The organism is Prauserella alba, assembly GCF_024171735.1.
Taxonomy (GTDB): domain Bacteria; phylum Actinomycetota; class Actinomycetes; order Mycobacteriales; family Pseudonocardiaceae; genus Prauserella; species Prauserella alba.
The window spans coordinates 1,020,742-1,043,535 of sequence record NZ_JAMTCH010000004.1; the positions used below are offsets into that span (position 1 = coordinate 1,020,742).

19 protein-coding genes are annotated in these 22,794 nt (G+C 69.9%); 6 read left to right on the forward strand and 13 right to left on the reverse strand.

The features are described from left to right. Window positions 1-42 precede the first annotated feature (42 nt). The 3 genes from LY12_RS13600 to pdxH all read right to left on the reverse strand — a co-directional run bounded on the left by LY12_RS13600 (window position 43) and on the right by pdxH (window position 2,272). Window positions 43-1,347, reverse strand: coding sequence for an MFS transporter (locus tag LY12_RS13600; RefSeq protein WP_253856562.1), 1,305 nt, complete (start codon window positions 1,345-1,347; stop codon window positions 43-45). A 93-nt stretch (window positions 1,348-1,440) separates the two neighbouring features. Further along, complete coding sequence (locus tag LY12_RS13605; RefSeq protein ID WP_253856563.1) at window positions 1,441-1,593, reverse strand: hypothetical protein; 153 nt, start codon at window positions 1,591-1,593, stop codon at window positions 1,441-1,443. A 7-nt stretch (window positions 1,594-1,600) separates the two neighbouring features. Next, a complete protein-coding gene (pdxH, locus tag LY12_RS13610) occupies window positions 1,601-2,272 on the reverse strand; it encodes a pyridoxamine 5'-phosphate oxidase (protein ID WP_253856565.1) in 672 nt (223 codons plus the stop codon). A 226-nt stretch (window positions 2,273-2,498) separates the two neighbouring features. Between pdxH and LY12_RS13615 the strand changes: the two genes are divergently transcribed. Next, window positions 2,499-3,131 (forward strand): hypothetical protein, encoded by a 633-nt coding sequence (locus LY12_RS13615; protein ID WP_253856567.1) that lies wholly within the window; start codon window positions 2,499-2,501, stop codon window positions 3,129-3,131. A 138-nt stretch (window positions 3,132-3,269) separates the two neighbouring features. Here LY12_RS13615 and LY12_RS13620 read toward each other — a convergent pair whose 3' ends face one another. The 4 genes from LY12_RS13620 to LY12_RS13635 all read right to left on the reverse strand — a co-directional run bounded on the left by LY12_RS13620 (window position 3,270) and on the right by LY12_RS13635 (window position 7,595). Further along, the gene (locus LY12_RS13620) at window positions 3,270-3,755 is read right to left on the reverse strand and encodes a hypothetical protein (RefSeq protein WP_253856569.1); all 486 of its coding nucleotides are present in this window, start codon (window positions 3,753-3,755) and stop codon (window positions 3,270-3,272) included. A gap of 48 nt (window positions 3,756-3,803) precedes the next feature. Then, on the reverse strand, window positions 3,804-5,177 hold the full coding sequence (locus LY12_RS13625) for a putative T7SS-secreted protein (RefSeq protein ID WP_253856571.1): 1,374 nt from the start codon (window positions 5,175-5,177) through the stop codon (window positions 3,804-3,806). 15 nt (window positions 5,178-5,192) lie between these two features. Continuing rightward, window positions 5,193-5,504 (reverse strand): WXG100 family type VII secretion target, encoded by a 312-nt coding sequence (locus LY12_RS13630; RefSeq protein ID WP_253856572.1) that lies wholly within the window; start codon window positions 5,502-5,504, stop codon window positions 5,193-5,195. A 180-nt stretch (window positions 5,505-5,684) separates the two neighbouring features. Next, window positions 5,685-7,595, reverse strand: coding sequence for an SDR family oxidoreductase (locus LY12_RS13635; protein ID WP_253856573.1), 1,911 nt, complete (start codon window positions 7,593-7,595; stop codon window positions 5,685-5,687). A gap of 228 nt (window positions 7,596-7,823) precedes the next feature. Between LY12_RS13635 and LY12_RS13640 the strand changes: the two genes are divergently transcribed. After that, entirely contained in the window at window positions 7,824-9,185 is a 1,362-nt protein-coding gene (locus tag LY12_RS13640; RefSeq protein ID WP_253856574.1) for a serine hydrolase domain-containing protein, read from the forward strand. 12 nt (window positions 9,186-9,197) lie between these two features. Next, entirely contained in the window at window positions 9,198-10,328 is a 1,131-nt protein-coding gene (gene serC / locus LY12_RS13645; protein ID WP_253856575.1) for a phosphoserine transaminase, read from the forward strand. An 84-nt stretch (window positions 10,329-10,412) separates the two neighbouring features. Here the strand turns inward: serC and LY12_RS13650 are convergent, their stop codons facing one another. Then, complete coding sequence (locus LY12_RS13650) at window positions 10,413-11,951, reverse strand: arylsulfotransferase family protein (protein ID WP_253856576.1); 1,539 nt, start codon at window positions 11,949-11,951, stop codon at window positions 10,413-10,415. A 313-nt stretch (window positions 11,952-12,264) separates the two neighbouring features. On the opposite strand from LY12_RS13650, the gene sepH reads away from it, so the two are divergent. Next, a complete protein-coding gene (sepH, locus tag LY12_RS13655) occupies window positions 12,265-13,260 on the forward strand; it encodes a septation protein SepH (protein ID WP_253856578.1) in 996 nt (331 codons plus the stop codon). Window positions 13,261-13,429: 169 nt separating this feature from the next. On the opposite strand, the gene LY12_RS13660 is transcribed toward sepH, so the two are convergent. Next, on the reverse strand, window positions 13,430-14,629 hold the full coding sequence (locus LY12_RS13660) for an NAD-dependent epimerase/dehydratase family protein (RefSeq protein WP_253856580.1): 1,200 nt from the start codon (window positions 14,627-14,629) through the stop codon (window positions 13,430-13,432). Between the two features lie 157 nt (window positions 14,630-14,786). Between LY12_RS13660 and LY12_RS13665 the strand changes: the two genes are divergently transcribed. Next, complete coding sequence (locus tag LY12_RS13665; protein WP_308292112.1) at window positions 14,787-15,335, forward strand: GtrA family protein; 549 nt, start codon at window positions 14,787-14,789, stop codon at window positions 15,333-15,335. Window positions 15,336-16,072: 737 nt separating this feature from the next. Here LY12_RS13665 and LY12_RS13670 read toward each other — a convergent pair. The 4 genes from LY12_RS13670 to LY12_RS13685 form a co-directional block, all read right to left on the reverse strand. Next, the gene (locus LY12_RS13670) at window positions 16,073-18,340 is read right to left on the reverse strand and encodes a glycosyltransferase family 2 protein (RefSeq protein WP_253856581.1); all 2,268 of its coding nucleotides are present in this window, start codon (window positions 18,338-18,340) and stop codon (window positions 16,073-16,075) included. Window positions 18,341-18,379: 39 nt separating this feature from the next. Then, complete coding sequence (locus tag LY12_RS13675; protein ID WP_253856583.1) at window positions 18,380-19,324, reverse strand: NAD-dependent epimerase/dehydratase family protein; 945 nt, start codon at window positions 19,322-19,324, stop codon at window positions 18,380-18,382. A gap of 204 nt (window positions 19,325-19,528) precedes the next feature. Beyond that, the gene (locus tag LY12_RS13680; RefSeq protein ID WP_253856585.1) at window positions 19,529-20,236 is read right to left on the reverse strand and encodes a DUF2537 domain-containing protein; all 708 of its coding nucleotides are present in this window, start codon (window positions 20,234-20,236) and stop codon (window positions 19,529-19,531) included. Then, a complete protein-coding gene (locus LY12_RS13685) occupies window positions 20,223-21,071 on the reverse strand; it encodes a TrmH family RNA methyltransferase (RefSeq protein WP_253856587.1) in 849 nt (282 codons plus the stop codon). The genes LY12_RS13680 and LY12_RS13685 overlap by 14 nt, the downstream gene beginning before the upstream one ends. 222 nt (window positions 21,072-21,293) lie before the next feature. On the opposite strand from LY12_RS13685, the gene LY12_RS13690 reads away from it, so the two are divergent. After that, on the forward strand, window positions 21,294-22,790 hold the full coding sequence (locus LY12_RS13690; RefSeq protein ID WP_253856588.1) for a glutamate-cysteine ligase family protein: 1,497 nt from the start codon (window positions 21,294-21,296) through the stop codon (window positions 22,788-22,790). Window positions 22,791-22,794: the final 4 nt, after the last annotated feature.

Below are 22,794 nucleotides of genomic sequence, written 5' to 3' on the forward strand. Positions count from 1 at the left end.
GCCGCACGGCCACCGGACCACCCGCGGCAGGTCTCGATTCGGTTACGAATTGTCCGATACGTTCCCGCTGGTCACCGGCGCGCGATACCGCCAGAACGCCGGAATCAACAGCACCGCGACGGCCACGCCGACGAGCACGAGCAGGCCACCACCGGTCGCCGCCGCGCCGGTCCCCACCCCCGCGGCGGCCCAGCCGTGCGTCACGTCGGCCACCCGCGGCCCGCCTGCGACGACGACCGTGAACACGCCCTGCGTCCGGCCGCGCATCTCGTCGGTCGCCGCGGTCTGCAGGATCGCCATGCGGAAGATCGAACTCGCCATGTCGGCCGCACCCGCGACCACCAGGAACACGATCGACAGCCACAGCACCTGCGACATGCCGAACCCGGCGATGGCGAGACCCCACACCGCGATCGCCACCACGACCACCACACCGTGCCTGCTCACGCGACTCGCCCAACCGGACATCAGCGACAACAGCATCGCGCCGAGCGGGATGGCCGCGTACAGCCAGCCCAGCGCGAGACCGCCGCCTGCCGGGTCGCCGAACGTGCGCTCGGCCATCTCGGGAAACAGCGCCCGCGGCATCCCGGCGACCATCGCGACGATGTCGACGACGAACGAGGCGAGCAGGATCTTCTGCGCCCCCAGGTAACGGAAGCCGTCGGTGATGTCGCGCAGGCCCGCGCGGCGGATCCGGCCGTCCTGCGGCGGCAGTGGCGGCAGCCGCCACACCGCCCACACGACGACGAGCAGTGCCACCGAGTCGACGAGATACAGGGCCGACAACCCCACGATCGGCAGCAGCGCACCCGCCGCGAGCGGGCCGAACACGGCACCGAACGTCGTCATCGTGCCCGTGAGCGCCGACGCCGACGGCAGCAGTTCCGTCGGCACGAGACGTGCCACGACGGCGTTGCGCGTGGGCATGTTGACGGCGAAGAACGCCTGGTTGACGGCGAGCAGGGACAGCACGACCCAGACGGAACCGACGTCGAAGTAGGCCTGCGCCCACAGCAGGCACGCCGTCACCGCGATACCGGTGTTGGTGACGAGCAGCAGTTTGCGGCGGTCGACGGTGTCGGCGATCGCGCCGCCCCAGATCCCGAAGATCAGCAGTGGGACGAGCCCGAACACACCCGTCAGGCCAACGTAGGCCGACGAACCGGTGATGTCGTAGACCTGTTTCGGCACGGCGACCGCCGTCAACTGACTTCCGATCGCCGTGACCAGGGACGACACCCACAGCCTGCGGAACGCCGGGATCTTCAGCGGACGCCGGTCGATGACGATCGAACCGAGGCGCTTCCTCGCCGCGCGGGGTTTGTCGTCGGTCCGATCACTCACAACTCGTTAGCGTACGACAACTAACTAGTTGTGGCCGATGGCGCTGCTCACTTCGGCACGGTCCGGACCTCCGGGCGGGCGCGGGCGGACCGCTCAGGCGTCGCCGGTCGCGGAATCGGCCCTGGCGGCCGTGGCGGCACGAGCGGCACGGTTGGCGGCCGACACGGCGTAGCCGACGTAGCCGAGCTGGACGACCTGGCAGATCCCGGGAGCGACCCCAAGGTGCCCTTGGGGCTTCGAAGGCACCGCGCGATCAGGGGGCGATGCGGTGGACGCGCCAGTCGTCGTCGGTGCGCACGTAACGCAACCGGTCGTGGAGGCGGTCCTTGCGGCCCTGCCAGAACTCCGCGCTCACCGGACGTACGCGCCAACCACCCCAGTGCGGCGGCACCGGAATCTCCTCGACGTCGACGAACCGGCGCTCGACCGCGGCCAGCAGGTCGTCCAACGCTTCCCGGCCCCCGACCCGCGTGGACTGCGGCGACGCCCACGCCCCGAGCTGCGACCCGCGCGGCCTGCCGCGCCAGTAGGCCGCCGTCTCCGCCGCGCCGACCTTCTCCACCTCGCCGCGCACGGTCACCTGACGCTGCAGCGGGTACCAGGGGAAGGTGACCGACGCGAAGCGCGTCGACGTCAGGTCGTGACTCTTGGCCGAGGTGTAGTTCGTGTAGAAGACGATGCCGCGCTCGTCGAGGCCCTTGCACAGCACAGTCCGCGACGACGGCATCCCGTCGGCGTCGGCCGTGGCGAGCACCATCGCGTTCGGTTCCGGCAGCCCCGCGTCGACGGCGGAGTCGAGCCACCGCTGAAGCTGCTCGTGCCAGGTCGGCGCGAGTGAGTCCTCGTCGAGGGTCTCCGCCTCGTACGACACCCGCATGTCCGGCAACCGCACCGCCGCACCGCTGACATCATCCAGTTCCGCCATGCCAACCTCCCGAACGCGAACCATGCCCTTCGAAGGTGCCCCGAACGTGGCCGAACCGCACCGTGAGTGGTGACGTTAGGGCCTCGGCCTGCCCTCGCGAAACCGTCCGACCGGTGACCACCGCCACGGCCACCCGATCAGAACGGCACCGCGGCGCGGGCCGTACCCGCGAGCGCGGTGGATGGCAGGGTGCACGGTGTCCCCTTCCCGAGGTGTTGGAGCCGGCATGGATGTTCTCGCGCCGATCCTGTTCGTCGTCGTGTTCGCCGCGATCGTGGCGGCGGCGGTCACGCTGATGCTGCGCAACCGCAGGCGCGACGAGAAGTACCGCCACGACTCCGGCCCCGGGCTCGCCGAGCTCGCGCAGCGGCGCGGCTGGACGTACCAGGAGGAGGAGTCCGGCTACGCCGACCGGTTCACCGGTTTTCCGTTCACCCAGACCGCGCGGGGCCGCATCAGCCGCGACCTGATCCACGGGGTGACCGGGGGCCGCGAGTTCACGTGCCTGGCATACACCCCCACACCCATGACCGTCGGCGAGCGGAAGACGTACTCGCGCTACTACCGCGTGTTCACCCTGCGGCTCGCACACGAGGTGCCGACCCTGCAAGTGACACCGACCAAGAAGGACGTCCGGCCCCGCGGCGACCAGGATTTCGCCGAGACGGTCCTGAATCCGGCGCTGCGCACCGCCGTCAACACCCGCGGACTACCGCTGCGGTTCGAAGGCGACCTGCTGCTGACGTGGTTCGAGCAAAAGGGACCGTTCGGACAGTCCGATGTGGACTCCGCGCTGGCGTACCTGACCGAGGTCGCCGGCCTGCTGCCCGCCGACCTCGGCAGGCCCACGGTCACCTGAGCCGTGTCCGGCGCACGTCGACCCGGGGCCGGATACGCGGAGGAACGGTCGCGCGTCAGCGCACCGCCCGGCGACCGGACGACACCTGAGCGCAGAACACGCGGTGCCGAGTGCAGGACACGCGGGGGCAGGGCGTGCTCAGGCAGGGCTGATGTTCGACACGAACGTCTGGAAGTCCGGCAGGACCGTGTCGAACTGTGACTCCTTACAGGTGAGCATGACCTCGACGACGACCTGCTTCTCCGGGTCCGAAACGTCCCGCAGCAGCAGGTACACCTGGAACTGGATCAGCTTCAGCGGCTGATTGTCGATCGTCGTGGTCAGATCGACCAGCTGCATCAGGCCGGGCGCGTCCGCCGACCCGAGCCCCTGCCGCTGCCGCAGCTCCGCGGTACCCGCCGTCGCGCTTCCGAGCCGTTCGAGGGACTCGTCGGCGGTCTCCTCGAGGACGTCATCACCGGAGCGCATACTGCCGGACACGGTGATGTTGGCCGTGAAGCCGTCGGCCGACGGCAGGTGCAACGCGACGAACGCCGCGCCCGGTGCGTCCACCTCGTCCGGCGGCGCCGACGTCCACCCCTCCGGCAGCTCCAGCTCCAGCGGCACCGGCAGTTGCGTGGCCATTCGCTCTCCTTCTCACGCAGCGCGCGGCCGCGGGGTTCGGCGTACGGGCTAGTCGAACGGGTTCAGCGCTCCGCCGACGTCGCGGGCCTTGTCGCCCACGCCCCCTGCGAAGTCGCCGATGGCGGCACCCGCGTCCTGCGCGGTGTCGGTGATCTTGCCCGGGTCGACGGTGACCTCACCGCCCAGCTTGCCACCCACGCCGAGCGCGGCACCAACCTCACCGCCGACGACGAACTTGCCGTCGTCCATGCCGACCTGCACGTTGGCCTCGGCGCCGACACCGGCCCACGCCTCGCCCTTCACACCGGCACCGACACCGCCGACGTCCGCGTGGACCTCGCCCTCGGCGCGCGCACCGGCGAACGCGTTGGCGCCCGCTTTCAGTCCGTCGGCGCCCACCTCGGCGGTGCCCTGCGCCTCGGCACCCGCGAACGCCTTGCCGGAACCGCCCACCTCGGCGGCTCCGTAGTTGACCTGCCCCTTGGCTTCCGCGGTCGCACCGGCCGAGGCCTTGGCCGTGGCCTTGAGGCCGTCGCGGGTGAAGCCTGCGCCCGCACTGGCCTCCGCGCCGAGCTTCGCGCCCGCCGAGCCCGATGCGGTGGCGTCCCCGAGTTGGGTCGCACCGGAGGCCTGCGCCTTCAGCAGGTCGTACGAGGCCTTCGACTGGGCAACGGTCACGTCGACGTTCGGACCACCCCGCTGCGGCGTGTCGAACCGGTGGCCGTACTGGTTGTACCGGTCGAACCGGTCGTTCCAGCGCCCGCCGTCCTCCCTGGCCTGGTCCATGAGCGTCTTCGACGCCATCGAGTCGGTGTTGACGTTGCCCTTGATCTGCGGCGACGTCGACGCGAAGTCCGCGGGGCCGGTCAGCCAGCCCGGCGCGTCGGGCGAATGCCCGCCCTGCTTCCTGATGGCGCCTGCGTTCTCGCCACCGGCGGTCGCGAGCTGGTTGCGGGCACGGTTCAGGATCTCCCGCGCCTCCTGCCGTTTGGCCTCACCGGGGTCGGTGAACGAACCGGAGGAGGTAGACGCGCCGGGCGCGTTGGGCGAGACGCCGTGTTCGTCCATGTAGTCCTGCTGCGCGGTCGCGGTGGCGCGCTGGCCCTCGTTGTACGTGGCGATCGCCTCCGCCGCCTGCGACTGGGCCCACGAGACCGTCTGCGCGTGACCGTCGAGCGTCTTGGCGGCCGACCTCAGCGCCGACGCGCCCTTCTCCCACTTCGGTTTCTCCGCGGTGAACGTGTCCCAGAACTGGTTGCTCGCCGCGCCGTACCAGTTCTCGATCCGCACGTTGCCGAGGTCCGAGGCCACTTCCGCGAACTTCTTCGCGCGTGCCCGCAACGTGTTCGCGGCGCCGGTGATGGTCTCCGCGTTGCCGGGGATGAGTTCCTTCGGGTCCTCGGTCGACCCCAGTTCAGCCATGTCGCCCGCTTCCGGTCACATCGGCGGCACCTGCGGCCCTGGGCCGGGTGCCGATCCCATCGTGTTCTGCTCGTCGGCCCGCTCGTATCCGGTCGCGGCGCCGTCGAGCGACTGCCCGGCCTCCCGGCCACTGTCCTGCAGCACCCCGGCGGCGAGCTGCCACGTCGTGCAGAACTCGGTGAGGGCCGTCGCGACGGCGTCGTCACCGAACGCCTTCTTGTCGCCGACGACGTCCTCGAGTTTCAGGTCGTCGGCCTTACCCACGGCGGTGCCGATCGACCGCGCCGCAGCGCGCAGCTCGTCCGGATCGACGTCGTAACCGCTCATCGATCACTCCTACAGGGGACGCCTTGAACACGGATGCACGCATCGTAACCGCATGGGTCCCTCGGACGCCGGGCTACTTTCGTAGGTGATCCTCGACGTCTCCGCAGCGTGCCCTATATTTCCGGTTCGCGATGCGTACGTGAAGTGTCGGCCGCGATACGGAAAGTCCGTTACGGGGAGTTATGCACGGTGTCGCCGGGCGGCCGCGCGCAACAGCCCGGGCGTGAACCTGGCCAGCACACCCGCGACCTTCGCCTCCGCCGTCGGTGCGACCACGGGCCGGTCGCGCTCGACCGCGCGCAGGATGTCGGACGCCACCTTCTCGGGAGCGAAGTTCCGGCGTGCGAACAGCCGGTCCGACCGTGTCCGGCGCCCCGCCTGCTCGGCCGCATCGGCACCGGCGAACCGGGTGGTGGCGGCGATCGACGTGCGCACGATCCCGGGGCACACCGCACTCGCGCCGACACCGTGGGCGGCCAGCTCCGCGCGCAGACACTCGGTCAGGTGCAGCACCGCCGCCTTGGTCGTCGAGTACGCGGGCAGCATCGCGTTCGGCACCTTCGCCGCCATCGACGCGACGTTCACGATGTGACCGCCCTCGCCGCGCTCCGCCATCCGCCTGCCGAACAGCCTGCTGCCGTGGATCACGCCCCAGAGATTGACGTCGATGACGTACGACCAGTCGGCCACCGACGTGTCCAGCAGCGGCCCGGCCACCCCCACACCGGCGTTGTTGACCACCACGTCCGGCACTCCGACCTCGGCCGCGACCGCCGCGTCGAACTCCGCCATCGCCTCGGCGCCGGACACGTCGACCGAGTAGGCGAACGCCTCGCCGCCCCTGGCACGCACCTCGTCGGCGACCGCCGTCAACGGTGCGACGTCGGCGAGCACGACGTCGGCGCCCTCGGCGGCGAACGCCAGCGCGGTCGCCCTGCCGATGCCACTCGCGGCGCCCGTCACCACCACGAGGTACCCCGCGAACCGTCCTGCGGGACGAGGATTGACCCGGCTCCGGCGCAACGACCTGGCCTCACCGCCACCGACGGCGCCATCTCCGCCACCGGCACCGCGGTCCGCGACGCCGCCGCCCGCTACACCGCTGCCCTCGACGTGGTCGATCAACTCCGCGGCCGCCCGCGCGATCCGCCGCGGCTCGGCGCGCGCCACCCAGTGCCCGCCCGAGATCCGGCGAACCCGCAGGTCGGCGACCCAGCGTTCGACGCCCGACTGCAGCGGGGGTGTGACGTAGCCGTCCCCGGTCGGAGCGACGACCTGCACCGGAACGTCGGCGTGGCGCTCACCGGGGCCGCCCAGCCTCCGCGGCATGTTCGCGCGGTACAGGTTCAGCCCGGCGACGGCGTCGCCCGTGTCGGGTGCGGGTTCGTCCGGATCGGTGCTGCGGAGCACGCGGGCCAGCAGGCCGCTGCGGATCGCCAGTTCGGGTACGACCGGCAGCTGGAAGAATCCGATGTACGTCGAGTGCAGCGCCTGCCTGGCCAGGTCGCGCCAGCGGGACGGCCTGCGCAGACCGTCCCGGAACCAGTGGCCCGCGTGGTCGAGGCAAGGGCCGGAGATCGACGTGAACGAGCGGACCCGGCCGCGCAGCCACGAGCCGGTGACCGCGTGCCACGTCTGGATCGCGCCCCAGTCGTGGGCGAGCAGGTGAACTGGATCGTCGGGGCTCACGGCGTCGACGACGGCGGCCAGGTCGGCGGCGAGCCGGTCGAGCCGGTAGGCCTCCCGCGTGCGCGGACGGTCCGATGCACCCGCACCGCGGACGTCGTAGGTGACGACGCGGAACCGGCCCGCCAGCTCCGCGGCGACGCCGTCCCAGAGCGACGAGTTGTCCGGATAACCGTGCACGCACACCACCGTGGGCACCGGCACGGCGTTCCCTCCGCCCGCATCGCCCGCGGACCTCGCCGGCTCCGAGGCGCCCGCGGAGCTCACGGCCTCCGCGTGTCGCGCAGGACTCGGGGCGGTCGAGGATCCCGGCGGCTGCGCCACGTGGACCGCCAGCTCGACCCCGTCGTCAACCCGCACCCGCTGCGTGGTCATGCGCTGCATCGTCATGCGCTGCGTCGCCATGCCGAGCACCCTAGCCCGCCAGGGAACCCCGACCGGCGCCGTTCGTGACGCACGCCAAATCCCCCAAGGGCACCCTGGTTGCGTTGAGCGCCCCTATTCCTCCCCTCGTTCCTCAGGGCACGCGAAGGGAAGAATAGAGGCGTTGAGCGCCCCAAAGGTGCCCTTCGGGGCGAACGCGCGACCGGTATGCGCGCCCGCGTGCACCCCGCCCCTGTCTACGATCTCGGCATGCTGCCTACCACCGAACTCGTGCTGAACCGCCGTATCGCCACCGAGCAGGTCGCGGGCCGCGCGCCGTCGCTGGCGGCGGCCCTCGTACGAGACGGCGAGATCACGTGGTGGGGATCGCGCGGCACGGTCGACGGCGTTCGCCCCGACCGGACGACCCAGTACCGCATCGGCTCCATCACCAAGTCGATCGTCGGCGCTGCCGTGCTGCGGCTGCGGGACGAAGGGCTGCTCGAGTTGAACGACCCGCTCGACACACACGTGCCGGGCACCACGTTCGGCGGCTCGACGATCGCTCAGCTGCTGTCGCACACGAGCGGCCTGACGTCGGAGTCGCCCGGGGCGTGGTGGGAACGCAGCCCCGGCGGCGGCTGGACCGACCTGTCGACGAGCCTCACCGCGGGCGAGACGAAGCACCGCCCCGGCCGCCGGTTCCACTACTCCAACGTCGGCTACGGCGTGCTCGGCAGGCTCGTCGCAGCGCTGCGCGGCGCGGACTGGCTCGACGTCGTACGCGCCGAGATCCTCGAACCGCTGGGCATGCGGCACACCACTCCGATGCCCGGTGAGCACGGCCTGACCACGGCGACGGGCTACGCCGTCCACCCGTTCGCCGACGTCCTGCTGCCCGAACCGGCCCACGACGCGGGCGCGATGGCTCCCGCGGGACAGCTGTGGTCGACGCTCGACGACCTGGCGCGCTGGACGGCGTTCACCGGCGGTCGCACCGGCGGCGTGCTCGACCCGGACACCGTCGCCGAGATGCGGGAGGCCGCCACGGTCGACGATTCCGGTACCGGCTGGAGCGCCGGGTACGGCCTCGGTTTCCAGCTCGTCCAGACGGGCGGCAAGCGCCTCGCGGGGCACACCGGGTCGATGCCCGGCTTCCTCGCCTGCACGCTGATCGACCCGGCGACGCAGACGGGCGCGGTCACGTTCGCCAACACGACGTCGGGCGTCGGGATCGCCGGCCTGACCGCCGACCTGATCGCCATCGCCGACGACGCCGAGCCCCCGCTGCCGGCCGAGTGGGCACCGTCGCCGGTCGAACCGGGCCTGCTGGAGCTCACCGGGCTGTGGCACTGGGGGCCCAAGCCGTACCACCTGTACGCCATGCCGGACGGTTGGCTGAACCTGACGCCCGCCGACGGCTCGGGACGGGCCTCGCGCTTCCGCCCGCTCGGCGACGACCGGTGGCTCGGACTGGACGGGTACTACGCCGGAGAGACCCTCACCGTGGGTCGAGTGAGCGATGGCACACCGGCGTACCTCGACCTTGCGACCTTTGTTTTCACCCGGACTCCCTACGATCCGAAGGCCCCGGTACCCGGCGGAGTGGACCCCGAGGGTTGGCGAGCGTGAAACACTGCCGACATGACCGAAGCCGCTGACTTGACGATCCCTGCAGAACTCAAGCCCTCCGACGGCCGCTTCGGGTGCGGCCCCTCCAAGGTCCGGCCGGAGCAGCTGGCCAACCTCGCCAAGGAGGGGGCGAACGTGCTCGGCACGTCGCACCGCCAGAAGCCGGTGAAGTCCCTCGTCGGCCGGGTCCGTTCCGGCCTGACCGAGCTGTTCGGCCTCCCCGACGGGTACGAGGTCGTGCTCGGCAACGGCGGGACGACGGCCTTCTGGGACGCTGCCGCGTTCGGCCTGGTACGGGAGCGGGCTCAGCACTTCACCTACGGCGAGTTCTCCTCGAAGTTCGCGAAGGTCACGGACAAGGCGCCGTTCCTGGACAAGTCCGTCATCGTGGAAGGTGAGCCGGGCAGCGCCCCCGAGATCTCCTACCAGGCGGGCTGCGACCTGGTGGGCTGGGCACACAACGAGACCTCGACCGGTGTGGCCGTGCCCGTGAAGCGCCCCGCGGGCAGTGACGACGCGCTGGTTGCCATCGACGCCACCTCGGGTGCGGGCGGCCTGCCGGTGAAGGCCGAGGACTTCGACGTCTACTACTTCGCGCCGCAGAAGTGCTTCGCCTCCGACGGCGGGCTGTGGATCGCGCTCATGTCGCCCAAGGCGGTGCAGCGCGTCGAGGAGATCGGTGCGGGCGACCGCTGGGTCCCGGAGTTCCTGTCGCTGCAGACGGCGCTGGACAACTCCCGCAAGGACCAGACGTACAACACGCCCGCCGTCGCGACGCTGCTGACGCTGGCCGACCAGATCGACTGGATGAACGCGGGCGGCGGCCTCGACTGGACGACCGCGCGGACGAAGGACTCCTCCGGCCGCCTCTACGAGTGGGCCGAGCAGACCTCCTACACCCGGCCGTACGTGTCGGAGCCGTCGCTGCGTTCGCAGGTCGTCGGCACGGTCGACTTCGACGACGACATCGACGCGGCCGCCATCGCGAAGGCGCTGCGCGCCAACGGCATCGTCGACACCGAGCCGTACCGCAAGCTGGGCCGCAACCAGCTGCGGGTCGGCATGTTCCCCGCGATCGAGCCGGACGACGTCACCGCGCTGACCAAGTGCATCGAGTACGTCGTGGAGCAGCTGGGCAAGTAGGCCGCCCCCGCCACACGCCCCCAGGGGCACCTTGGTCGCACTGAACGCGACCAAGGTGCCCCTGGGGGCGCTTTCCGTCCCGGGTCAGCGCCCGCGGACCGGTTCGGATCTGCCCAGTTCGTTGCCCTGCTTGTCCAGGGCCGCCACCGCGAAGAACGGGCCGTCGGCGTCACACGAGATCGCCGTCTCGAAGCCGCCGCGCGGCACGGTGACCACCGCGGACAGCTCGTCCGCGCGCTTGCCCGCCAGGACCCGCCAGCGCTTCACCTCGGTCGCACCGTTCCAGCTGGCGTAGACCAGCACGCCGCGAGCCGCGTTCCGCCGCACCGCCACGGCGGGTTCGTCGTCCGGCCTGCCGACCCAGTCGCCCATGTAGGCCCGGTAGCTCTGCACGAACTCCGGCGTCCGCCAGTCGGTGAGCCATTCGCCGTCGGCGTCGAACTCCGAGGTGAAGGGCTGACACCCCCAGCCGACGATCGCGCGGCCGTCGTCGAGGAGCTGCAGGTTGCCCTGGTTGTCGCAGAGCAGGCCCGCAGGGTGGGTGTACTCCCGGTCGACGGCCGCGGTCATCGCGTCCTCGTTCAGCGCGAGGACCAGCCCACGCGACCGGTTGGCCTGCGGCGGGGAGGCGGCGTTGTCGAACAGCGACAGCGTGCCGTCGGGCTGCCTGCGCGCGTCGTGCTGCCAGGCGAACTCGACGCCGTCGCCGAGGCGGAAGTCGCTGTTCTTCCCGCCGAGCGTCCACCGCAACGCGCCGTCGGACTTGGCGATCTTGTACACGGCCCACGTGTTGCGCGCCGACACCAGCAGATCGCCGTCGTCGTCCAGCCCGATCGAGTTCAGGTGGATGTAGTCGTACGGCTGATCCTCGGTGCCCTGTCCCTCCACCGGGTGCTGGGACTCGGCCAGGTCGACGTGGTCGAGGCTTCGCCAGTCGAACAGCACCTCACCCGACTCGATGTCGATCTCCTGGATCACACCGTCCGAGACCCAACCGTCCGCGGGTCCGCCGACCGGCCGCAGGTCGGCCCGCACCGGGTTGTAGGCCATGATCAGCGCCGTGTCGCGGTCGGTGATCAGGAACTCGTGCAGGTCCGCATCCGCGACCCCGTTTCCCGTGTTGACCTCGGCGATCTGCCGGTACGCCTGGTCGAAGACGATGCCCTTGCCGATCCCGAACCCGCTCGGGGCGGCGCCCTGCCAGGTCGTCAGGACCGGCTCGCCCCGATAGGTCTGCATCCGGAAGTCCATGGGCTTCTCGTCGTCACCGTCGCGCACGTTGAACCACACGGGCTCACCACGGCGGTTGACGATCAGCATGCCCGCCTGACCGGCACCTTCACCCTGGTAGTCCTTCACCCCGAGCAGCAGGTGTCGAGGACTCGCCGGAGGCGCGGTGTCCGGGTCGGCATCCGACATCTTGACCTTCGGCGGGCGCAGATCGGGCCGGGAGTAGAAGCTGTGCACCTCCTCCGCCTTCGGCGGGGGCAGCACCTGCGGCTCGGGTTTCGACTGCGGAATCCGGTAGCCGACGTACCCGCTGACCAGCGGAACCACCGCGACGGTGCCCGCGACGCCCGCGCCCCTGAAGAACCGGCGCCGACTGAATCCTGTCTCACTCATATCGCGTATCCGTTTCTTCCCCCAGTGGCCGGCTCGGGTCGACAGCGCCGGCCCCCCGTTTTCTCGTTGTCCTTGACCGGTTGTCCTCGACCGGTTGTCCTCGGCCGTCTCGTTCGCCCTCAGTTGTCCTGGTTGCGCTTGTCGTCCCGATTCCGTTCGTCCAACCGGGCGACGATCGCACATGTCGACTTTTCGCCGGGCACCGGTCCGGCTTCGGCGTGATCTCGTCGTGACTCGGCGCGCCTGCGTCGTCAAGGCGACGCGCCGCTCTAACGTGACCGGCGAGGAACGTGAACGCGCACGGGAGGCGGGAATGCGAACGCTACGAGTGGTCGGGTTGCACGAGGACGGCGAGTCCATCGTGTGCGAGGACCCCGAGCACCGTGAGCGGTTCGTCCTGCCCGCGGACGAGCGGCTGCGTGCCGCTGCCCGCGGTGACATCACCCGCCTCGGCCAGATCGAGATCGAGCTGGAGGCCCAGATGCGACCCCGCGAAATCCAAGCCCGGATCCGCGCGGGCGAGACGGTCGAGCAGGTCGTGACCGCCTCGGGCGTGCCCACCGACCGCGTCGAGCGGTTCGCCTACCCCGTACTGCTCGAACGCTCCCGCCACGCCGAACTCGCCCAGCAGGCGCACCCCGTGCGCGACGACGGCCCGGACGTGCAGACGCTCGCGGAGGTCGTGGCCCACGCCTTCGGCGTGCGCGGACACGACTTCTCGCAGGCCGAATGGGATGCCTGGCGCGGCGACGACGGCAAGTGGGTCGTCTGCCTGCGCTGGTCGGCGGGCCGTTCGTCCAACCGCGCCCACTGGACGTTCACCCCCGGTATGCACGGCGGCACCGTGACCGCGATCGACGACCTGGCCACCTCACTGCTCGACCCGACGTCGTTCCGCACCCCACGCGCCGTCACCGACCTCACCGAACGGGCCGCGGCGCAGGAGTACGCGGCACAGGAGCACTCCGAGGTCACCGCGGAGGAACTCGAACCCGTCCTGTTCGACTGCCCGGAGTTCGACGAACCCGACGAGGAGCCCGACACCGCGAGCAACGTCATCGAGGCGCCACTGCCCGTCGAGGAAGCACCCGCGGGGCAATCCGACCCGGAGGGCGAACGAGCCGGGTCCGAAGGCCGCGGGTCGGGCGAGCCGGATCACGCTGCCCCTGCGGCCGGCCGAGCGGCAGCGGGCTCGGACACCGATCCGGGTGCCGGCCCCGGAAAGCCGAGGCCGAAGCGCAGGGGCGGTCACACGCCGGTGCCCGCATGGGAGGACGTGCTGTTGGGCGTCCGCAGCCAACGCGGCTGAGCTTCCGCCGAAACCACCACACACTGCCCCCAGGGGCACTTTGGTTGCGTTGAGTGCAACCAAAGTGCCCCTGGGGGGCGTTTGCGAATCGACACTCACCTCGACACGCGAAGGGCGGCCCACCGGACCAGGTGGGCCGCCCTCGTCGTGTCGGAGCCTGCTGAACGCGTCAGGCGTTCTTCGGCGTACCGACGTGGTCGGACTTGTCGCCGGTCCACGTCGACACGCACGGAATGCGCGAGGTGTCGCAGCGCTCGGCGTACTTCTTGGTGATCTCGGTGACCTCTTCCATCAGGCCCTCGTTGAGGGTGATCGGGTTGAGGCCGAGGTGCAGGAAGCGGTCGTTGGCCACGTGGAGGTCGTTCTCGTCGGCCTCGTTACGCGGGTTCTCGACGTTCTCGATCGTCGCGCCGGTCTTCTCGGCGATCATCTGCGCCAGGTCCCGGACCCGGTGGGTCTCGGTCATCTGGTTCAGGATCTGCACCCGCTCACCCTTCTCGGGCGGGTTGGAGATGGCCAGCTCGATGCACTTGACCGTGTCCTGGATGTGGATGAACGCGCGCGTCTGGCCGCCCGTGCCGTGGACGGTCAGCGGGTAGTCGACGCCGGCCTGCATCAGGAACCGGTTGAGCACCGTGCCGTAGTCGCCGTCGTAGTCGAAGCGGTTAATCAGACGCTCGTCCAGCTGCGTGTCCTTGGTCTGCGTGCCCCACACGATGCCCTGGTGCAGGTCCGTGACCCGGATCTTGTCGTTCTTGTTGTAGAAGTGGAAGAGCAGCTGGTCCTGCGTCTTCGTCATGTGGTAGATGCTGCCCGGGTTGGCCGGGTACAGGATCTCCTGGTCGACCAGGTCGCCGTCGCCGACCTCGACCTTGACCTTGAGGTAGCCCTCCGGGATCTTCATGCCGGCCGTGCCGTAGCCGTAGACACCCATCGTGCCGAGGTGCGCGACGTGGATGTCCAGACCACTCTCGACCACCGCGGCCAGCACGTTGTTCGTGGCACCCAGGTTGTTGTCCACCGTGTACCGCTTGTGCCAGCTGCTCTTCATCGAGTAAGGCGCGGCGCGCTGCTCGGCGAAGTGCACGATCGCGTCCGGGCGGAACTCGAGGAGCAGATCGAGGAAGCGCTGGTAGTTCTGCGAGACATCGAGGTTGTGGAACGCGATGTCCTTGCCCGTCGCCTCTTTCCAGGCCGTCAGGCGCTCGCCCATCGGGCGGATCGGCGTCAGCGACTCGGCCTCGAGCTCGATGTCGATCTTCCTCCGCGAGAGGTTGTCGACAATGGCGACCTCGTGCCCCTGCGCAGACAGGTGCAGGGAGGTCGGCCATCCGCAGAAGCCGTCGCCGCCAAGAACCAGTACTCGCATGTGTTTTCGTTCCTCCTGTCGCCTGGGCCGCACGGCCCGGCTCTGCACCCGAACTAGCCGGTTCACACTGTCTTAGTAACGGGCTGATCTCAACCCACAGGCAAAGAATAGGGATGTCGCCGCACGGAGGAGAAAGGCGGTTGGCACAATGGGGGATGTGACGACCGTTTCCGCAGGGCAACACGCCGCCGACCAGCAAGAACCGGCTGACGACCCGGATCATCGCCCGGGCCAGCCGAAGTTTTTTGCGCGACTGGTCCGCGCGCTGATGAGCTCGGGCCTGGCCACCGGTATGAGCCAGGTGACGCTGATCGTGCTGCTCACGATGAGCGTGAACCCGACGGTCGCGAGCGCCGCAGCGTTCGTGGCGGGGGCGATCCCCAACTACTTCGTCGCACGTCGCTGGGCGTGGAACCGCAGGGGCAAGCCGGACTTCAAGCGTGAGCTGCTGCCCTACCTGTTCGTGATCGGCCTGGGCGGCATCGCCTCGATGACGCTCACGACCATCGCCGGCTGGATCACCGAGCCGCTCCGGATCGAAGGCTTCGTGCGCATCATCGTGCTCGACGTGGCGTTCCTGAGCAGCTATGCGCTGGTTTTTCTCATCAAGTTCACGCTGCTCGACCGCTTCGTCTACAGCAAGCTCGACGCTCCGAAGCCGGCGGGCAAGGCCGCACCGGCCGAGGTGCAGGCGCAGACCGCCTGAACCGCCCGCGAGCGCCCGGGGTCGCCCCCACGCGCTCCTCGCCGGCGGCAGAACCTCCACCGGAGCCGCAAACACCGAGGGCCCGGTCACCGCACCCGGTGGCCGGGCCCTCGTGTTGTCGCCTCACCCGAACGGGTCGTTTTCGGGTAACGAAAAATGATCAGCGCCGTGATTTCACGCGCTCGGGACCCCACGGGAAAATGTGGACAATTCACCATCGGCCGTCCACTTCACAGTGACCGTCCGAACCCCGGCGGATGCATACTTCCAGGCGCAGACAATGCATTTATCCGATTTTCTGCATAATGCGCCGTTTTCGACCTTGGCCGGATGACGTTGTGTATCTCAGCGGATTCGCGCTGTGATCGGGGCGATTCCCGGCCGTCCCCGTGCCGTGTTCCCGGGCCGGGAAGTCGCAACCGGCCCGTACCGACGCCGGTGCCTCATCGCGTGCAGGTGCCTCCCTGCGCCACAACCTCAGGCCACGCCCGCCACAGCCTCCGGCCGCACTGTCGCCGTGCCGCACTGTCGCCGTGCCGCTTTCCCCGGCGGCGGAAGCCGGCCGCACTCCCGGATGCCGCCGTCCGGGGCCGCGGAAGCCGGCGGTGCGATGGCCTCAGACCGCCACGCGAGAACGCCACCGCCCAGAAGACAGTGAGCGGCCTCCGGACCCCATCGCCGGGGTCCGGAGGCCGTTCGTCGTTCTCGTCGTCTCAGAAGGCCACTGAAGGCCCGTACTACGCCCGTTCGCCTGCGACGGGCGACCTGCCCGCGTAGGGCCGGCGCTTGCCGCCGCGGAGGACGTACTCGCGCAGCCACGTCCCGAGCATCACCCGCGAGTAGTTCGCGCCGTACTTGATGCTGCCGCCCTTCTTGCTGGCGCCGTTGTTGCGCAGCTCCATGGTCATCGGCACCTCGAGCACCCGCGCACCCTTCGCCATGACGCCGAGCAGCAGCTCGGACGCCTGGTACTGCGGCTCGCGGAGGGTCACCGACGCGGCGAGGTCCGCGGGCATCGCGCGGAAGCCGAACGACGTGTCGGTGATCTTCTGCATCGTCAGCAGCGACGCCAGCCACGCGAACACGCGCACGCCCAGCCAGCGCACGCTGCTGTCGTACTTGCCGGAGCCGAGGCGGCGCGAGCCGGTCACGAAGTCGGCGGTGCCGTCGAGCAGCGGCTTCATCAGCATCGGCAGCTCGTTGTTGTCGTACTGGCCATCGGCGTCGGTCGTGACGACCCAGTCGGCCCCGCACTCGTTGGCGAGGTGGTAGCCCAGCCGCAGTGCACCACCCTGACCGCGGTTCTTCGGTGCCTCGCAGACGTACGCACCGGCATCCCGCGCGATCTCGGCCGTGCCGTCGGTCGAGCCGTCGACGACGACGAGCGTCGAGACCGGGATGTCCCCGCAGTGGGTGGGCATGTTCTGCAGCACCGGGGCGATGCCCTTGGCCTCGTTGAAGGCCGCGATGACCACCACGAGCGGGCTCAGCGGTGCTTCGCCGTAGCGGCTGCGGAACTCGGACACGGCCGCGGTGTCGACGTCATCGGGATAGTCGTCCATCTTGGGGCGACGACCGCCCCCAGCGGGCTTCTTCCCCAGTCCGAACATCGCGGCCAGACCCAACACGCCGCCGATCGGCAGCAGGACGAGCGCAGGCAACTGATACCTCCAGGAGAACTCGAACGCGGCTGAACCCGCCAGGATGACGAACGCGCTGCCGGTGGCGAGAAAAGCACCAGACCGAAGTGGTGATCTGCGTGCCTTTCCTACTCCGACCACACCAAGGATGCCCAACAGCAGAAACACCGCGAGCAGTGGCCCCCAGGTGTAACCGCCGTTCTGTTGATAATCACGCATAAAGGACGCGAGCGCCCGATCGGCGTGGGGCAACTCGTCATCATAAGCGAGCGTCCACGCCTGGTACACCTGAGGCGTCTCCGTCCCCACATCGTGGTACGGATAGTGCGATTGGAAGTGCCATCGCTCGGCGGGGACGTCGTTGTGGAACGTCTCCTTCACCGGGACGAAGTTCTTGCCGAAGTCGTAGAGCACTTCGCCGAGAAGGTCGAACGGCTGGTTCAGGATGACCCAGTAGGAGAACTGCTTCGCCAGGGTCGCCTTGTCCCGCTCGTCCGGCAACGGTTCTTCCGGCCAGTCCGGCGAGCCGTACTGGAAGTGCGTGTAGAAGTCGACCGATTCGCGCTGGCCGAGCGGCTCCTCGGGACACATCAGCCGCAGGCCCTCGTCGTCGGGCAGCTGGCTGCAGTCGGCGAACGTGGCCGTGCGGCCGTACAGCACGTTGTTCGTCGCCCCGGTCAATCCGAAGTGGCCTGCGAAGGCCGCGTAGTACGACATGTAGCCGAGCAGCACGATCGCCACACCGGCCAGGCCCGCGACCGTCCTGCCCGCGACGTGCCTGCGGCCGGCACGCGTCTTCCACACCTTCAGTCCGCCGAACGCCAGCAGCAGGAACAGCACGAACGGCACCGCGACGACCAGGCCGATCGTCCGGGTGAGCACCGCGCCCGCGAGCAGCGCGCCTGCCACCGCGGCGCGCTTCCACGTCAGTTCCCCACGTGAGAGCAGCGCCCACAGCATGCCCACCAGCAGCGTCTGGAAGACGATCTCCGACATGAGATTCGCTTCGATCTGCAGCTGGTAGGCGTCCAGCAGCACCGGCGCGGCCACGATCGCCGACAGCCAGCCCCGCTCGGTGTAGCGCATGGCCAGCCGGTACAGCACGAGTGCCAGCAGGATGCCGATGGTGTGCTGCGCGGCCTGCACCCACGCGAACCCGCCGAACTCCAGCAGGAACTTGAGTACGACCGTGTAGCCGAGCGGGTTGAGATCCGTCGGCCGCAGCTCTTCCAGGTTGCCCAGGTAACGGAACGTGTCGATGTACAGCAGTGCCGGCTGATACGCCAGCCACGTCACGACCCGCAGGGCAACGCCGCCTGCCAGCAGCAACAGCAGCAGCCAGTGACGGCGGAGAAAGGTGGACACTCGGCGAACTCTCTCGTCGGTCGGCTCAGCGGCGGCGGCTCAGCCGGTGGCTGCGGCGGCCTTCTGGAAGTACTCCCAGGTCGCGGCGAGCCCGGCCTTGAGGTCGTACGACGGGGTGTACCCGATCGTGTCGGCGCTACCCGAGATGTCGACGATCACGGCCGGCATCTCGCCGCCCGGAGCCGGCACGTGCTCGACCGGCAGCTCTGCGCCCGTCACCGCACGCACGCCGTCGATCATGTCGAGCACCGACACCGACTTGCCGCCACCGAGGATCGCACGTCCGACGTACTGCGCGTCCCACGCACCGGTGATGCCGGAGACGATGTCGTCGAGGAAGACGAGGTCGCGCTTCTGCTGGCCGTCGCCGTAGATCTTCACGCCCTCGCCCACGAGCGCGGCGCGCATCAGGCGCGGGATGAAGCTGTCCTTGTGCGACATGCCGGGTCCGTAGACATTCGTGAACCGCAGCGCCGTTGTCTTGACGCCGTAGGCACCCGCGTAGCCCGACATGAGCATCTCGCAGGCGGCCTTCGTCGCGCCGTACGGTGTGAGCGGAGCGAGCGGCAGGTCCGGGTTGATCGTGGCCGTGCCGACGTCGCCGACGACGGCGTTCGTCGAGGCGAGGATGAACCGCGGCACCTCGTGGATCCGGGCGAGCTCGAGCAGCTCGTGGGTGATCGCGACGTTCTCGGCGTACGTCTCGGCCGGCATCTCGACCGACTTCAGCACCGACGTGATCGCGGCCAGGTGGATGATGCCGTCGACACCGGGCTTGATCGCCTGTTCGCGCACCTCGGCGTCCTTCAGGTCGCCCTGGACGTGCACGACGCCCTCGTCGTCGGGGTACGGCGAGGGTTCCCTGTCGATGACCGTGACCCGCGCGCCGCGCTCGCGGAACTTCGCGACGACCGCGCGTCCGATGAAGCCACTACCACCGGTGACGACGACGTTGCACACGTCTTGGGGATTCGACGAAGCCATGGGCCGTAAAGTACCGGTCCCCCGAACGGCTGCTTGCGCCGACCGTCGCCATACCCGCGCTCGACCCCCTCGGCAACACTCCGACCTGGTCGTTATCGACTCGTGAACCGCCCCGCGGCGACACTGCGGGCCACTGACCTGCGGCTGCGTACTGTCCACACTGGTGCGAATGTCCGTTCTCCGCGGAGCTCGGCGTGTCCGGCATCACAGCACGATGACGAGAACGCCGATCCACGAGAGTGCGATCCCGGCCGCGACTCCGCCGACGACCCAGCGCACCACCGGCACCCGCCTGCCGAGCCACAGCGACGGCGCGAGTCCCGCACTCACCACCAGGGCGGCCACGATCGCCACCAGCCCGTGGGTGGCCGACGCCAGCGCGCCGGCCAGCGCGAGCATCGCCACGATCATCACGGCGGCGAAGAACGCACCGACCACCAGTCCGGTGCCCCACGGCACCGGGCCGGGGTTGCGCTCCGCCTGCACCCGCCACCACTCGGCGAGGGCGTCGAACCTGCCCTGTCCGCGGCGCGCGCTGCTCTCCCCGGCGGGAGGCGGTCCGGCATCATCGCCCGCTTCCTCCGCGGGGGGCACGGCCACGAACGTCCGGCCCGCGACGGGGTCGCGGTAGCTCACCGTGACGCCGAGCGCCGCGGCGACCCGGCCGGCGAGCTGCCTGCCCCGGTGCGCGACGACCGTCTCCCCCTCGCGGGCTTCCCCGTCCGCTCCTCCGGGGCCGACGGCACGCGTGGCACCGGCACCCACCACTGCCGAGACCCGTGCCCACTCGTGCAGCGCGTCGGTCAGTTCGTCGCCGAGCGAGAAGGCCGCGGGATCGACCGTCCGGCCACCGGCGCCGGTGAGCACGGCACGGTCGCCGTCCACGTCGAGTTCGAGCTCAGCGCCGTACATCGGCGGCAGTCCCCTCTCTGCGCACGGTGAGCTCGTAGAACGCCACCGCGCCGGTCGTCGCGACGTTGAGCGAGTCGACCCCGTCCGCCATGGGGACCGACACGGCCACGTCGGCGGCGGCGAGGGCCTCGTCGGAGAGGCCGTGCCCCTCCGAACCGAGCATGAGCGCCACCTTCTCGTCCGCTGCGGCCCGCCACAGCGGGACGGACCCCGGCCGGGGCGTCAAGGCGGCCAGCCGGAACCCCGCGTCCCGCACGGTCTCCAGCGCAGCCTTCCACTCGGCGGGTCCGCTCGCCACGGCGAACGGCACGCGCAGCACATGGCCCATGGCCACCCGCACGCTGCGGCGGTACAGCGGATCGGAGCAGCCCGGCCCGAGCAGCACGCCGTCGACGCCGAGCGCGGCGGCGTTGCGGAACAGCGCACCGAGGTTCTCGTGGTCGCCGACACCTTCGAGCACGGCGATCACCCTGGCTCCTGCGACGAGATCGGCCACCGGCGGCTGCGGAGCGCGGTCCGCCGTGGCGAGCACGCCGCGATTGAGGTGGAAGCCGACGACGCCCGCCATCACGTCGGCCGAGGTGACGTAGGCCGGTACGTCGAGGCCTGCCAGATCGGCCTCCAACTCGTCGAACCGCCGCCGCACGCCGAGCAGCGCGCGCACCGGGTACGGGGATTCCGCGAGCCTGCGCACGACGACGGTGCCCTCCGCGATGACGAGGCCGCGCCCGCCCGGCCGGTCGGGCCTGCGGTCGGCGGTCGTGAGGTCGCGGAACTCGTCGAGACGTTCGTCCCCGATGTCCTCGGTGTAGATCAACTGCGGTGAGGCGGCCACCCGCAGAGTGTCCCATTGCACCTGCCGGCGCAGGTATCGGTGCTCCGAACGCCGGGTACCTCGTTCGTGCGAACGAGGGCTCCTCGCAGAGTGTGAGTCCAACGCCCCGCAGAGCACCGGTTTGGCCGCTGGTCGGCCACGTGTGCGATATGCCAACGTCGCCTTCTGCCACGGAGATTGCCGTGGCAGGAGGCGTCGCGGTTGCTCGGGAGGAAAGTGCCGATGGGTCAGGACGTCGCTCCGAGAAGCCGTCCCCCACACGAACGAGGCCGGTACCGCGACAAGATGCAACGCTGCCTCGACACCTTCGCGCTCATGCTCGCCGAGGAACACTTCACGTTCCCACGCAAGCACATCGGTCTCGAAGTGGAACTGAACCTCGTCGACAGGGCCATGCGCCCGTCGATGTCGAACGCGGCCGTGCTGGCCTCCATCGACGACGAGCTGTTCACCACCGAACTGTCCCAGCACAACATCGAGCTCAACGTCCCGCCGCGCCCGCTCGACGGCGAATCGGCGTTGCAGCTCGAAGGTGATCTGAACGCCCACCTCGGGCGCGCGGAGGTCAAGGCGGCAGGCAAGGGCGCGCAGGTGGCCGTGATCGGCATTCTGCCGACCCTCGGCGACGAGCACTTCGACCAGAAGTGGATCACCGACAATCCGCGCTACGCCCTGCTGAACGACCGCATCCTCGCCACCCGAGGCGAGTGCCCGCTGCTGTCACTCGAGGGCACCGGCCTGCCCGGCGGGCAGGCCGAGGAGCTGTTCACCTACGCCGAGTCGATCCTGCCGGAGGCGGCGTGCACCTCGGTGCAGCTGCACGTGCAGGTGGCACCCGACGACTTCGCCCCGCACTGGAACGCAGCGCAATGCCTGGCCGGACCGCAGGTCGCGCTCGGCGCGAACTCGCCGTTCCTGCTCGGCAAATCGCTGTGGGCCGAGACCCGCATCCCGCTGTTCCTGCAGGCCACCGACACCCGTCCCGACGAGCTGAAGAACCAGGGTGTCCGCCCCCGTGTCTGGTTCGGCGAGCGGTGGATCACCTCGATCTTCGACCTGTTCGAGGAGAACCTGCACTACTTCCCGGGACTGCTCCCGGAGACCGACGACGAGGACCCGATGGACGCGCTCGCGGCGGGCCGGGTCCCGCGGCTGACCGAGTTGCGGCTGCACAACGGGACCGTGTGGCGGTGGAACCGGCCGGTGTACGACGTCGTGGACGGGGCGCCGCACCTGCGGGTCGAGAACCGGGTGCTGCCGGCAGGCCCGACGGTGGTGGACATGATGGCGAACGCGGCGCTGTTCTACGGCGCGCAGCGCGCGCTCGCGGAAGAGGACCGGCCCGTGTGGACGCGCATGTCGTTCCAGGCCGCCGAACAGAACCTGCACTCGGGCGCGCGGCACGGTTTCGACGCGCAGTTCTACTGGCCCGGCATCGGGTACGTCCCGCCGGACGAGCTCGCACTCCGGGTCCTGCTGCCGCTGGCCCACGAGGGGCTCCGCAGCTCCGGGGTCTCCGGAACCGTGATCGACCGCTACCTCGGGATCATCGAGCGGCGGTGTGTCACCAAGCGCAACGGCAGCGTCTGGCAGCGCGAGGCGGTCGCCGCGGCGCAGGATCGCGGGCTGACCCGCGATTCGGCGCTCGCCGTGATGCTCGGCGACTACCTGGAACTCGCGCGCGCAGGCGAGCCGGTGCACGACTGGCCGGTACGCTGAACCG